The sequence below is a fragment of the Streptomyces sp. NPDC048462 genome (genome assembly GCF_043200175.1).
In the GTDB taxonomy this organism is placed as follows: domain Bacteria; phylum Actinomycetota; class Actinomycetes; order Streptomycetales; family Streptomycetaceae; genus Streptomyces.
Genome location: NZ_JBICXG010000018.1, coordinates 1 through 12,018, shown reverse-complemented (window position 1 = coordinate 12,018; position 12,018 = coordinate 1). Strand labels below are relative to the sequence as shown.

At 71.6% G+C, this 12,018-nt stretch carries 12 protein-coding genes; 2 read left to right on the top strand and 10 right to left on the bottom strand.

The window, feature by feature from the left end; genetic code table 11:
* Nucleotides 1-57 precede the first annotated feature (57 nt).
* The 5 genes from ACGFU6_RS26555 to ACGFU6_RS26535 form a co-directional block, all read right to left on the bottom strand.
* Nucleotides 58-1,305 carry an RNA polymerase sigma factor gene (locus tag ACGFU6_RS26555; RefSeq protein ID WP_393614441.1) on the bottom strand — a complete coding sequence of 416 codons (1,248 nt, stop codon included), beginning with the start codon at nucleotides 1,303-1,305 and terminating at the stop codon, nucleotides 58-60.
* Complete coding sequence (locus ACGFU6_RS26550) at nucleotides 1,302-1,715, bottom strand: YciI family protein (protein WP_393614440.1); 414 nt, start codon at nucleotides 1,713-1,715, stop codon at nucleotides 1,302-1,304. Before ACGFU6_RS26550 ends, ACGFU6_RS26555 begins: the two co-directional genes overlap by 4 nt.
* Nucleotides 1,716-1,900: 185 nt before the next feature.
* Nucleotides 1,901-4,048: a TerD family protein gene (locus ACGFU6_RS26545; RefSeq protein WP_393614439.1), complete on the bottom strand. Its 2,148-nt coding sequence runs from the start codon at nucleotides 4,046-4,048 to the stop codon at nucleotides 1,901-1,903.
* Between the two features lie 197 nt (nucleotides 4,049-4,245).
* The gene (locus ACGFU6_RS26540; RefSeq protein WP_393614437.1) at nucleotides 4,246-4,374 is read right to left on the bottom strand and encodes a hypothetical protein; all 129 of its coding nucleotides are present in this window, start codon (nucleotides 4,372-4,374) and stop codon (nucleotides 4,246-4,248) included.
* Between the two features lie 128 nt (nucleotides 4,375-4,502).
* Nucleotides 4,503-4,913: a MerR family transcriptional regulator gene (locus ACGFU6_RS26535; RefSeq protein ID WP_393614435.1), complete on the bottom strand. Its 411-nt coding sequence runs from the start codon at nucleotides 4,911-4,913 to the stop codon at nucleotides 4,503-4,505.
* Nucleotides 4,914-5,259: 346 nt separating this feature from the next.
* Between ACGFU6_RS26535 and ACGFU6_RS26530 the strand changes: the two genes are divergently transcribed.
* Complete coding sequence (locus ACGFU6_RS26530) at nucleotides 5,260-6,765, top strand: SulP family inorganic anion transporter (RefSeq protein WP_393614433.1); 1,506 nt, start codon at nucleotides 5,260-5,262, stop codon at nucleotides 6,763-6,765.
* Between the two features lie 28 nt (nucleotides 6,766-6,793).
* Here ACGFU6_RS26530 and ACGFU6_RS26525 read toward each other — a convergent pair whose 3' ends face one another.
* The 4 genes from ACGFU6_RS26525 to ACGFU6_RS26510 form a co-directional block, all read right to left on the bottom strand.
* Nucleotides 6,794-7,309: a hypothetical protein gene (locus tag ACGFU6_RS26525; RefSeq protein ID WP_393614432.1), complete on the bottom strand. Its 516-nt coding sequence runs from the start codon at nucleotides 7,307-7,309 to the stop codon at nucleotides 6,794-6,796.
* A 50-nt stretch (nucleotides 7,310-7,359) separates the two neighbouring features.
* Nucleotides 7,360-8,472 (bottom strand): metallophosphoesterase, encoded by a 1,113-nt coding sequence (locus ACGFU6_RS26520; protein ID WP_393614431.1) that lies wholly within the window; start codon nucleotides 8,470-8,472, stop codon nucleotides 7,360-7,362.
* A gap of 239 nt (nucleotides 8,473-8,711) precedes the next feature.
* Nucleotides 8,712-9,368 (bottom strand): hypothetical protein, encoded by a 657-nt coding sequence (locus tag ACGFU6_RS26515; protein ID WP_393614429.1) that lies wholly within the window; start codon nucleotides 9,366-9,368, stop codon nucleotides 8,712-8,714.
* A gap of 195 nt (nucleotides 9,369-9,563) precedes the next feature.
* Entirely contained in the window at nucleotides 9,564-10,148 is a 585-nt protein-coding gene (locus ACGFU6_RS26510; RefSeq protein ID WP_393614428.1) for a TetR/AcrR family transcriptional regulator, read from the bottom strand.
* 141 nt (nucleotides 10,149-10,289) lie between these two features.
* Between ACGFU6_RS26510 and ACGFU6_RS26505 the strand changes: the two genes are divergently transcribed.
* Nucleotides 10,290-10,847, top strand: a complete 558-nt coding sequence (locus ACGFU6_RS26505; RefSeq protein ID WP_393614426.1) for a hypothetical protein — start codon at nucleotides 10,290-10,292, stop codon at nucleotides 10,845-10,847.
* Nucleotides 10,848-10,992: 145 nt separating this feature from the next.
* On the opposite strand, the gene ACGFU6_RS26500 is transcribed toward ACGFU6_RS26505, so the two are convergent.
* On the bottom strand, nucleotides 10,993-11,331 hold the full coding sequence (locus ACGFU6_RS26500) for a hypothetical protein (RefSeq protein ID WP_393614425.1): 339 nt from the start codon (nucleotides 11,329-11,331) through the stop codon (nucleotides 10,993-10,995).
* Between the last annotated feature and the right edge of the window lie 687 nt (nucleotides 11,332-12,018).

Below are 12,018 nucleotides of genomic sequence, written 5' to 3'. Positions count from 1 at the left end.
GCGCTGCCGGGGGCAGGAGTGTGACATCGGCGCGGGAGCGGACGGGGGACGAGTCCCTCAGCCGCCGAGCCGGTCCGCGCGTCCGCGCAGGTAGCGGGCCTCGGGGAGGCTCAGCGTCGCGGCGGCCGCCGCCAGGTAGGCGGCGCGGGCCCCGGCCGGGTCGCCGGCCCGCTCCAGCAGGTGGGCGCGGACCGCGTCGAGCCGGTGGTTGCCCGCGAGCCGGTCCGCGAGCGCGTCGGCCTCGGCCAGTCCGGCCGCAGGGCCGTGCACCATCGCGACGGCGACGGCCCGGCCCAGTTCGGCCATCGGTTCGGGGGCGAGGCGCACCAGGACGTCGTACAGCGCGAGGATCTGCGGCCAGTCGGTGTCCTCGGTACGAGGCGCCTCGTCGTGCAGTGCCGCGATGGCCGCCTGCACCTGGTACGGCCCGGCCGGGCCCTCGTGCAGCGCCTCCTCGACGAGGGCGGTGCCCTCGGTGACGGCCGCCCGGTCCCAGCGGGTGCGGTCCTGCTCGTCGAGCGGGACCAGCTCGCCGTCCGGCCCGGTGCGCGCGGCGCTGCGGGCGTCGGTCAGCAGCATCAGTGCCAGGAGCCCGGTCACCGCACCGTCCCGGGGCAGCAGCCGGCGCACCGAACGGGTCAGCCGGATCGCCTCCCGGGCCAGTTCGGCGCGGTGCAGGGCGCGGCCGGAGGTCGCCGTGTACCCCTCGTTGAAGATCAGGTAGAGCACCTGGAGCACGGCACCCAGCCGCCCGTCGCGGTCCGCCGGACCCGGCTGGACGAAGGCCGCACCCCGGATTCTCCGCTTCGCCCGGCTGATCCTCTGAGCCATCGTCGCCTCCGGCACCAGATGCGCCCGGGCGATCTCGGCGGTGGTCAGTCCGCCGACCGCCCGCAGCGTCAGCGCGATCTGCGCGGCCGGGGCCAGCTCCGGATGGCAGCACAGGAACAGCAGGGTGAGGGTGTCGTCCTCGGACGGCGCCCGGCCCCCGCCCGCCGCGGGCTCGTCGGGCGGCGGCGCGGTGAACGCGTCCCTGGGCGTGAGCGCCGCAGCCGTCTCCTCACGCGCCCGCCGCGCCTCGTCGCTGCGCAGCCGGTCCACGAGCCGCCGCGAGGCCACCCTGATCAGCCAGCCGCGCGGATTGTCCGGCACCCCCTGCTCCGGCCACTGCCGGGCGGCGGCGAGCAGCGCCTCCTGCACCGCGTCCTCGGCCGGGTCGAAATGCCCGTACCGGCGTACCAGCGCGCCGAGGACCTGCGGGGCGTGCAGCCGCAGCAGGTCCTCGACCTCGCTCGTACGTCTCACACATCGCCTCCGAGGTCGTCCACGGGCCGGATGACCACCGCGCTGTCGGGGGTTCCGGTGGGCGCCGGACACCGCGCGACGCGCGCGGCGATCTCGGTGACCCGTTCCAGGCTCTCGCAGTCGAGGATCCAGTACCCGGCGAGCAGCTCCTTCGTCTCCCCGTACGGACCGTCGGTGATCACCGGACGGCCGTTCTCGCCCGCCCGGACGAACCGGGCCCTGGCCGGTTCGGTCAGCCCGTTGGCGTCGACGAGCTCACCGCTCTCGGCGAGATCGTCGTTGACCGCGCCCATGAACGCGAACATGGCCTGCACGTCCTTCTCGCTCCAGGCCGGAACACCGGCGCTCGCGTTGCCGCGCATCGCCTCGTAGCCGGCCTGCGAGCCCCGCACCATCACCATGTACTTCATCGTTGCGCTCCCTGTGTCCCCGCCGCCCCTCGTGGGCGGCTTTCACAGGGGACGTCGGAACCGCCGGACGGTCCTCGACACCGCGCCGCAGATTTCTCGCGGAAACCCGAAAAGCTCCCGGAACAGCCCACCCGGGGGCCGTCCGGGAATCCCCCGGACGGCCCCCGCGCGGGCACGTCGCGTGTTCAGACGGGCACCGGCGCATCCGATGCCGCAGGCGGTGCGGCAGGTGCGGCCGGTGCGGAGATCTGTTCCGGGGACCGGCGCCCGGTGCGGCGCTCGGCCTGCGGAAGATGCGCGATGACGTGTGCGTGGAAGCGGTCCACCGCGTCGTCGACGCTGCGGATGAAGCCGGATTCGGCGCTGCCTCGTGAGCCGCCCATGCCCTTGAAGAGGGAGAGCCGGAAGCCCGCGATCCGGCTGCCGTCCTTGGGGAGCATGTCGCCCGGCTCGGGCCGCAGGCGCTCCAGGGTCCCGCGCGGGCCGCTGTGCCCCTCGACGAGCGTCTCGACGTGGAGATCGGCGGGTGCCTCGGCCAGCTGACGCATCAGCCGCTTGGCCGAGGTGAGGGGGTACGCGCCCTCCGGCACCGGGATCTCCACCGAGGTGCGCAGTTTCCCGGTCCGGAGATCCGCGGTGATCGTGATGACGCCGGGCGAACCGTCGACGCGCAGGCCTGCGGTGAGCCGCCCCTCCTCGCAGAGCTGTGCGGCGAGCGCCGCCCGCCGGGACTGCGGGGTGGTGCCGCGCGGGGCGCGTTGCACGGGGAGAGCCTTCTGGCCCAGTTGTCCGCCGAGCCGCAGGCATACCTGGCGGATGAGCCGTTCCCAGCTCTCGACGACCTCGACGGCGCGTGGATCGTCCTGGCCGAGCGTCTCCGTGTCGATGCCGTTGCGTACGGGCACCCACGACGCGCCCATGTTCTGGAAGCCGTGGCAGCCCGAGTTCTCGTGCTGGAGGTAGTGCAGGAGCTCCTGAAGGAGCCAGGCGTGCGCGGCGTTTCCGACACCCTCGTGCCGGATCAGCATGTGCGCCTGATGGGCCACCTCGGCCCAGGACAGGTGCCAGAGCGCGACCTTGTGCTTGCGCCGCCCGTCGGTCTTGACGTCGACGAGTGGACTGCCCTCCAGGGCCACGTCGTTGGACAGCGTGATGGCGGCCTCGTAACCGCGCCGGGCGGCGATGTCCATGTAGTTCTGGACCTGCTCCGACTTCAGTCCGTTCCCGTTCGTCTTCGTCTCGACGAGGGCGGTCCACAGCTTGCCGGCCCGTTCCACCCGGATCACCCCGTCCGGGCGCTTGGGGGTGTCCCCGTGCGGGAGCGAGACCTCCGTGAACGTCTCCATGCGACCGGCCGGTGCGCCGAACGCCGCTGTGAGCCTGCGCCCGAACTCCGGCACCTGCGCCATCACCGACAGCAGTACGGAGGTGGCCCGCACCTCCCGCTCCTTGTCGCTCTTGAGCGACGGTGCGGGAAACAGCCGCGCCGACCTCCAGGTGTCGTTCTCGGCCAGCGTCTTCTTCGCCACGGCCGGAAGCGTCACCTTCTTCTTCGCGGTCCTGGGGCCGCGGGTGCGCTTGGGCGGCGCGGCCGCCGGGTCCGCACCCCTGTCAGCGACGGCCGCGGCCTCGCCGGCCGGCATGCGGGGCGGCGGGACGGCATGCGGGGCGGAGGCCGGCGCGAGGGGCTCGTCGGCCGGGGACGAGGGCCGGTCCATGAGCCCCGGCACGTTCGCGGTCCCGCCGTCGGCGCGGCCCGGCTCCCCGTTCTCCTCCTCGTGCTCGCCCTCGTCGTCGACATCGATACCGAAGTCCGTGGCCAGGCCCGCCAGTCCGGTCTCGTATCCCTGGCCGATGGCCCGGTACTTCCACTCCGTGCCGCGCCGGTAGAGCTCACCGAAGATGAAGGCGCTCTCCACCCCGGCGTCGCCGATCGAGAAGCCCAGCAGCACTTCCCCGGTGCGGTCGGCGACCGTCATCCGCAGATCGTCGAGTTCGCCGAACCGGGAGCCGCCGTACCGGCTGGCGGCGACCACGAGACGTTCCACATCGGCGGGGACGGCGGTCAGGTCGAGGCTGATGCGGTCCTCGCTCCCGCTGTCCGTCGGAGTCTTGCCCAGCAGGTGCACGCTGCCGTCGTCCGCTGCCGGGTTGTTGTAGTAGAAGAAGTCGGCGTCGCTGCGGACCTTTCCGTTGGCGTCCAGCAGCAGCACGGAGACATCGGCGTCGCCGTCCCCCGCGTTGCTGCTCCAGCTCAGACTCGCGATGACCGACCCGGCATCGTCACTCAGCTCCGCCAGGCCGACATTGGCGCCCTTGCTCAGCTCCCGCATACGGTTCCCGCCCCCCAGAAAACGCGCCACCGCGTCGGGGACGTGCCCTGGCGGCGGCCACATGGTGATTCGTTACGCAGCGCAACTCGCCGCACACCAGAGGAACGGTAGCGCTGATATGTGGCAGACGTGAAGGAATCGTGAACTCCGGATGCGGTACTGCGGTCCCGCTCCGAGCCCCGCCACGGCCGGTCCCGTCACCCGAAGATGAGCACGGCCGCGATCGCCACGAGGACCAGGCCGAGGGACGACCCCACCACGCAGCCGACCTGGTTCGTCCGTTCGGTGAGCCGGTCCGGCCAGGGGCGGGGTCCCGCGCCCGGCACGAAGGGAGGCCGCCCGCCCGGCGCGACGGGGGCCGCTTGCCCCGGTGCGGCGGGGGCCGCTTGCCCCGGTGCGGCGGGGGAGGCCGCTTGCCCGGTGCGGCCGGGCAGGGTCGCCCGCCCGCCGCGCTTCAGGGGCGGGTGGCTGCGTCCTCGCCCAGCCGCTCGCGCAGGGTGCCGGCGAACTCCTCGGCCCGCCCCAGCTGCTTGCGCAGGTCGGCGACGCGCTCGGCGGCGGCCTGCTCGAAGTGACGTACCCGGTCCAGGAGTTCCTCGCGCTCGGCGCCCGCCGGGGCCGGGGTCGCGTCCAGGTGATCGGTGGCGTCGAGGAGGTCCCGCATCTGGTCGAGGGTGAATCCGAGCGGCTTCATGCGCCGGATCACCATCAGACGGGCCACGTCGGTCTCCGTGTAGAGGCGGAAGCCGCCCCGGGAGCGGGCCGAGGGGATGACCAGGCCGGTCTCCTCGTAGTGCCGGATGGTGCGCAGCGACAGCTCGGTCCGCGCGGCGACCTCGCCGATCTGCATGTGCTCGCTGCTCACGCGGGCGCCTTCCTCGTCTGTCGTCGGGGCCGGGTGCGGCCTGCGCCCATCTCTACCGTAACGTTAGAGTAGAGTGAGCGGCTGTCAGGGTTGAACCACCACCGTTGCGTGTTCATGGTGCGGGACGGGTCCACCGGTCACCAAAAGCCGTACCGGGACCGATGGCGCCCCCGGAGCGGCCCGGTACCACCGCAGCCCCTGGTCCCCAGCCCGATCGACCCCAGCCCCTCTCCGGCCCCAGTCCGCCGGTCGCGGGCTTCGCGGACTGCCGCCCCGGCCGTCCGTACCGTTCCGCACGCCCCTTGGTGACGCCGGGTGGGCCCGAGCACGACAGGTTCCGCTTCCCTTGACTTCCTCCGCACTGTCCCCGGCCGCGCGGCTGCGCGGTCTGCGTCCCGACTGGCTGTCCGACCCGAAGGTCTGGCGCACCGAGGTGCTTGCCGGACTGGTGGTCGCGCTCGCGCTGATCCCGGAGGCGATCTCGTTCTCGGTCATCGCCGGGGTCGACCCCGCGATCGGCCTCTTCGCGTCGTTCACCATGGCCGTGACCATCTCGGTCGTCGGCGGGCGCCGCGCGATGATCTCCGCCGCGACCGGCGCCGTCGCCCTCGTCATCGCCCCGCTCAACCGCGAACACGGGCTGGGCTACCTGGTGGCGGCGGTGATCCTGGCCGGCGTCTTCCAGATCATCCTCGGGGCGCTGGGCATCGCGAAGCTGATGCGGTTCGTGCCCCGCAGCGTGATGGTCGGCTTCGTCAACTCCCTGGCCGTCCTCATCTTCATGGCCCAGGTCCCGGAGATGCACGACGTGCCCTGGCCCGTCTACCCGCTGATCGCCGGCGGACTGGCCCTGATGGTGTTCTTCCCGAAGGTCACCAGGGTGGTCCCGGCCCCGCTCGTGTCCATCGTCATCCTCACCGTGATCACGGTCGCCGCGGGCATCGCGGTGCCGACCGTGGGCGACAAGGGGGAGCTGCCGTCCGCGCTGCCCGTACCGGGCCTGCCCGATGTGCCCTTCACCCTGGACACGCTGACCACCGTCGCCCCCTACGCGCTCGCGATGGCGCTGGTCGGCCTGATGGAATCGCTGATGACGGCCAAGCTGGTCGACGACATCACCGACACCCACTCCTCCAAGACCCGCGAGTCCATCGGCCAGGGCATCGCCAACATCGTCACCGGTTTCCTCGGCGGCATGGGCGGCTGCGCCATGATCGGCCAGACGATGATCAACGTGAAGGTCTCCGGCGCCCGCACCCGCCTGTCCACGTTCCTGGCGGGCTCGTTCCTGATGGTGCTGTGCATCGTCTTCGGCCCGGTCGTCTCCGACATCCCCATGGCCGCGCTGGTCGCCGTCATGGTCATGGTGTCCTTCGCGACCTTCGACTGGCACTCCATCGCCCCGAAGACCCTGAAGCGGATGCCCGCCGGGGAGATCGCCGTCATGGCCGTCACTGTGGCCTGCGTGGTCGCCACCCACAACCTCGCCATCGGCGTCGTCGTCGGCACCGTCACCGCGATGGTCGTCTTCGCCAGACGCGTCGCCCACCTGGCCGACGTCACCGCCGTCGTCGACCCCGACGGCACCCAGGTCGTCTACTCGGTCACCGGCGAACTCTTCTTCGCCTCGTCCAACGACCTGGTCACCCGGTTCGCCTACGCCACCGACCCCGACAAGGTCGTCATCGACCTGACGGCCACCCACATCTGGGACGCCTCGTCCGTCGCGGCGCTCGACGCGATCGAGACCAAGTACGCCCAACGCGGCAAGAGCGTCGAGATCATCGGCCTCAACCAGCCCAGCGCCCGGATCCACGAGCGGCTCAGCGGCGAACTCACCGGCGGCCACTGACCCCGCGCGCCCGCTCCGGGCCCGGCTCTCAGTGGCTCGCCTCGGGGGAGCGGGACCTGTCACGTACGGCCGTCCCCGCCCACCGGGCGAGGCCCGCCACGTTGCGCGGGCAGCGCCAGCGGGCCTCCGCGCCGGTGTCCTCGCCCGTTCCGTCGAGGTCCTCCCACCGGTACTCCGAATCGCCGGCGACCAGCGACAGCAGCATTTCGAAGGACTCGAGGAGGCCGTCGAGATCGTCGTCGTCGCACGGATGGGCGTCGTGGCCGCACGAGCCACCCGCCGTTTCCGCATCCGAGGCAGCGGCCAGCAGCGCCACCGAGGCCCGGTCCGCGACCTCGGGTTCCGCGTCCCAGATCGCGTGGCCGTACATCAGCACCAGCCCCAGCGTGAAGAACATGGTCGTGTCCGGGTCCCGGGGCACGGCGGCTCGCGCCCGGTCGAGCCGCTCCACACAGCTCAGCACGGTCTCGTCGTGCTCCCCCAGGTAGTACCCCTGCCGGATCGACTCCCAGTCGTCGGCCAGTTCCTGCGCGTCGGCAATCATGATCCGTACGACGCCCGGTCCTCGACGGCAGTTCCGCCCAGGGCCTTTCGTTACGCGGCCGCCGGTCCGCCGCCCGACCGCAGGGTCAGCACCGTGATCTCGCTCGGCGCGAAGACCCGGAACGGCGGCCCCCAGAATCCGCTGCCCCGGCTGGTGTAGAGCTGGGTCCGCTCCCCGTGCCGGCTCAGGCCGCTCACCACCGGCTGGTCGATCCGGACGAGGAAGTTGAACGGCCAGATCTGGCCGCCGTGGGTGTGCCCGGAGATCTGCAGGTCGATGCCGGCGGCAGCGGCCTGCGGGATGAACTTGGGCTGGTGGGCGACGAGCAGGACCGGCTGGTCCGGGCCCGTCCCGGCCAGCGCGCCGAGCAGGTTCGCGCTGTGACCGGCCAGGCCGGAGGACTCCGCGGTCACGTCGTCCACGCCCGCCAGCACGAGGGAGTCCCCACCGCGCTCCACCACGACGTGGCGGTTGTGCAGGGGTTCCCACCCCAGTTCCGCCATGCGGTCCAGCCAGCCCTGGGCCTCGCTGCCGTACTCGTGGTTCCCCGTGACGTAGACCTTGGCCAGCCGCGACCGGACCTCGCCGAGCGGCGCGGACTGCTCCCGGCGCTGGGCGGGGGTGCCGTCGGCGATGTCACCGGCGTGGACCACGACGTCCGCGTCGAGGGCGTTGACCGCCTCGGTGACCTTGGCCGACCAGCCCGCCCGGTCGATCGGCCCGTAGTGCGTATCGGCCAGCACGACGACCCGCGTCCCGTCCAGACCGTCCCCGAGCCGGGGGACGTGGACGTCCAGCCGCTTCACCCGGGGTACGCGCATGGCCTCGTAATGGCCCCAGGCCAGCAGCCCGGCCGAGACCGCGGCGACGGCGACGGAAACGGCCCTGGCCCGGCCGGTGCCGCCGACATCGAGCCCCATCAGCACCAGGTTCACCAGGGCGCCCAGTACCGACCAGGTGAAGAGCACCCAGATCATCCCGAGACTGGTGTCCGCGATGCGAGCGGCCCGGTCCGAGTGCCGGGACCCGTGGCCCGCGATCATCAGGAAGGGGAACGAGACCATCCAGGCGGCGAGTACCACCGTCCCCGCCAGGAAGACCGGCAACGGCCAGTCGGCGCCGGAGGCGAACAGCGTCCACCAGGGCGGGAGACAGAGAACCATGAGGACGAGCAGCACCGCAGCCACCCGCCGCCCCGGAAAACGCCGCCGGCGACTCGCACTCCCGCCGGAAGCCCCGTCGGAAGTCCCGCCCGAAGTCCCGTCCTGAGCCGCGGCCTGAGCCGCGGAGTTCCCCCCGTCCTCAGCCGGCGCCCCGCTCCCACCGGACTCAGGCCCACCGGATTCCGCCCGAAGGCCCGGCTCCGCGCCGATGGATCCGCTGTCTGTCACTTCGCTGCCCCTCACGTCCGTCCGCTCCTCCCATCATCCGGCACGCGGCGGCCGCGGGACCAGGGCTGCCGTGGATCTTCGACGCACACCGACACCGCCCCCGGCAGCCCCGCGAAATCCGTCGTCAGCGGGCCGAGACGCTCCAGACTGGACAGCCTGATGGTCTTCTGGACCCGGCAGCGTTCGTCCAGGACCCGGGTGGGCAGCACGTAGAAGGTCCATTGGCCGAGATCGAGCGGATCGAGCGTCTCCTTGTCCCGGTGGTGCAGCAGGCAGAAGACGTACACGTCCGAGCGGCGCAGCACCTCGGCCGAGACGGCACCGGTCAGGGCGTCCCAGCCGGTGGCCGGCGCGATGTCGAACGAGACCGACGACGGCCGGGACTGCGCCCACGACTGCAGGTAGGCCGTCGACTTCACCTCGATGCGCCACTTTTCGGGCGTACGGATGTCAACCGTGTCCCATTCCCTGCGGGTCCCGGAGGCGGCACCCAACGCCGTGGCCACCAGGTATTCGGCGAGGACGCCACGCATGGTGTTGCTCGCCAGGTCGGAGCACGCCCAGCTCCAGAAGCCGGCGAGTTCGCCCATCGTCTCGCCGGTGGCCGCCCGTATCGGCTCGCTGCCGCTCTTGCGCGTCACGATCAGCGGGCCGAGGCCGGCGCTCATGCTGTCCTCCGGGGCGGCGAGTTGGGACGCCAATCCTGTCAGCAGGCGATGGCAAGGCCCTCGCGCTGTACGGCCACGAAGTACGGCCACGAAGTACGGCCACGAAGTACGGGCGCGAAGTACGCGCCGGGCTCGCGGACGCCGATGTGCGCGGATGCGCGCCGTCGCACGCTGTTGCACGCCGGTCGAAGCCGCTCAGGCGCCGCGTGAGCGCAGGATTCCTTCGACGCCCAGGAGGAAGGTCTCGGCGATCAGCTTCGGGTCGAAGAGGCAGCCGGCGGCCATGGCGCCGTCGCGGAGCATGACGAGGTGCCGGCCGGCTTCGTCGGCGGGCTGGTCGCCGACCTGCGCCAGCATCTCGGTGACGGTGTCCAGGAACCACTGGCGATGGGCCAGGACGGCCCGGTGGATGGGGTGGGCGGGGTCGGGGTATTCGGCCACCGCGTTGAGGAAGGCGCAGCCGCGAAAGCCGGGGCTCTGGATGCCTCCGGTGATGAACCGGCAGACCGCCCGGACCGCGTCGGCCGCCGACTCCGGGCCCGTCCGCGCGCTCTCGGTCCCCGCCCGGATTCCCCGGTCGGCCTGGTCGAGATAGGCGAGGACGAGTTCCTCCTTGCCGGTGAAGTGCCGGTACAGCGTGGCGCGGGTGACCTGCGCCTCCGCGATGATCCGGTCGACGCCGACGGAGTGGATGCCCTCCGCGTAGAAGATTCTGGTCGCCGTGTCGAGCAGCCGCGCCCGCGCCGCCGATGTGCCGCCCCCGCCCTTGCCCTCACTCATGCGGCCAGGTTACCCCCACCCGCGAGGGAGAACGTTCGGTCTTGACAGCGACGGGCCGAGCCCCGACTATCGAAAGAGACCGAACGTTCTCCCTCGCTGCTTGGCAGTCGGGACCAATTCGTTTCCGTGAAAGGAAGCACCGTGGACACCCTCGTCGGTACCGCTCCCACCAGCGTTCCCGCTGCCCTGCGCAAGCTGTACTTCCTGCGCTTCGCGTTCGCCGCGGTCTGGGCGGCCCTGCTGTTCGTGACGGCCGACGAACTGGGCCCGCTCACCGTCGTACTGCTGGTGATCTATCCCCTGTTCGACGTGGCCTGTGCGATCGCCGACATCAGGTCGGCCCGGGTGAACGATCAGCCGGTGCGCGGCCTGTACGTCAACATCACGCTCAGCGCCCTCACCGGCATCGGACTCGCCGCCGCCGCGACCTCCGGGATCCCCGCCGTCCTGCGGGTCTGGGGCGCCTGGGCCGTCACCGCGGGCATCGTCCAGCTCGTCGTGGGCGCCATGCGGCGTCAACTCGGGGGCCAGTGGGCGATGATCGCCAGCGGAGCCATCTCCACGCTCGCCGGCGCCTCGTTCTTCGCCCAGGCGGGCAAGGACGGCGCCTCCCTGAACAACCTGGCCGGCTACGCCTTCCTCGGCGGCGTCTTCTTCCTCGTCTCCGCCCTCCGCCTGGGGCGTGCCCGCAAGGCGTGACGCCCCACCCCGAGGGGTGGCGGGCGTCGACCCGCATCCATCGGCCGGGCTCGCCCACGCCGAAGGGGCCCCGCAGTTCGCTGCGGGGCCCCTTCGACGTATCACCCGGCGGGCGCGGTGGTGGAGGCCCGAGCGCGACGGGGGCCTACGTCCACGCGACGGCCACGACGACCGCGGCCGCCGTGAACGTCCCCACGGAGTAGAAGGCCCAGGGCTTCTTGTCGCGCATGCCCATCAGCGCCGTCACCGCCACCAAGGCGTCCAGGGCCAGCTTCACCCCCATCTTCGCGTCGATCACCGGCAGGTCCAGCGACGAGCGGGTCCATATGAGTCCTGCACCTGTGACCAGCTGGACGACCGCGCTGGTCACCATGTAGCCGCCAGTCACCGGGTCCTTCCCGCGCAGTTGGTAGAAGATGCCGCCCAGAAGCGCGGCGAACCCGAAGAGATGGAACACGAGGAACACGTACCGAAGGGTCTCCATGCCAGTGATCTTTCTTTAGGAACAGCACGAATTGACGATCTTTCACGCGGGAACCGACCACGCCCGCATCCCCTCACGCCGGCCACGGCCACGGCCGACGCCCCGGTGGTCAGCCGCTGAAGTACGCGAGCCGAAGCGGCACGGGGCGGCGAAGGGGGCCGGAACGAGGCGGATCAGGCCGCTGATGATCGTGGCTCTCTCTCGCCACGTGATCCACAGTGCGGCGTTCATCATCAACTCCCTGATCGAGGACTCCCGCACCTGGGACGAGTCGACGCCCCGGTCTTGTGACATCGGCTGATCCGGAGCGTGCGGAAACGCGGGTCGCACGTCGCCACATGCCTGGGGCCTGTCCCGTCCTGCGCGGGCTGCGCGACGCGTTCGGTGCTTGCCTTCGACGACGTCACCCCGGTGGTTGGACGCTCAGAGGCTGTGTGCCGGGGGGCTGCTCCGGCTCGACACGTACCGCCAGGCCGGCAGGGGCTGGCGAGACGGTTCTTCGAGGCTCCGTCGCAGGGAGACGCGGACGAGCTGCAGAGCCTGGATCACCCACGAGCGAGTCGGTTCCGGGCGCTGAGCCAATGCTGCGCCCACTAACGTCGCGCTTTCGTGAAGCGGGCTGTCCGACGGGTGGTCAGGTAAGCGAAAAGTGCCTCTGACCAGCAAGAATGAGGATTGTCGAGGTCC

Excerpts from the sequence above, each read along its gene's own strand:
- ACGFU6_RS26550 (WP_393614440.1), bottom strand. The coding sequence starts at position 1,715 with ATGAAGTACATGGTGATGGTGCGGGGCTCGCAGGCCGGCTACGAGGCG.
- ACGFU6_RS26545 (WP_393614439.1), bottom strand. The coding sequence starts at position 4,048 with ATGCGGGAGCTGAGCAAGGGCGCCAATGTCGGCCTGGCGGAGCTGAGT.
- ACGFU6_RS26525 (WP_393614432.1), bottom strand. The coding sequence starts at position 7,309 with ATGATTGCCGACGCGCAGGAACTGGCCGACGACTGGGAGTCGATCCGG.
- ACGFU6_RS26520 (WP_393614431.1), bottom strand. The coding sequence starts at position 8,472 with ATGGTTCTCTGTCTCCCGCCCTGGTGGACGCTGTTCGCCTCCGGCGCC.
- ACGFU6_RS26515 (WP_393614429.1), bottom strand. The coding sequence starts at position 9,368 with ATGAGCGCCGGCCTCGGCCCGCTGATCGTGACGCGCAAGAGCGGCAGC.
- ACGFU6_RS26510 (WP_393614428.1), bottom strand. The coding sequence starts at position 10,148 with ATGAGTGAGGGCAAGGGCGGGGGCGGCACATCGGCGGCGCGGGCGCGG.
- ACGFU6_RS26500 (WP_393614425.1), bottom strand. The coding sequence starts at position 11,331 with ATGGAGACCCTTCGGTACGTGTTCCTCGTGTTCCATCTCTTCGGGTTC.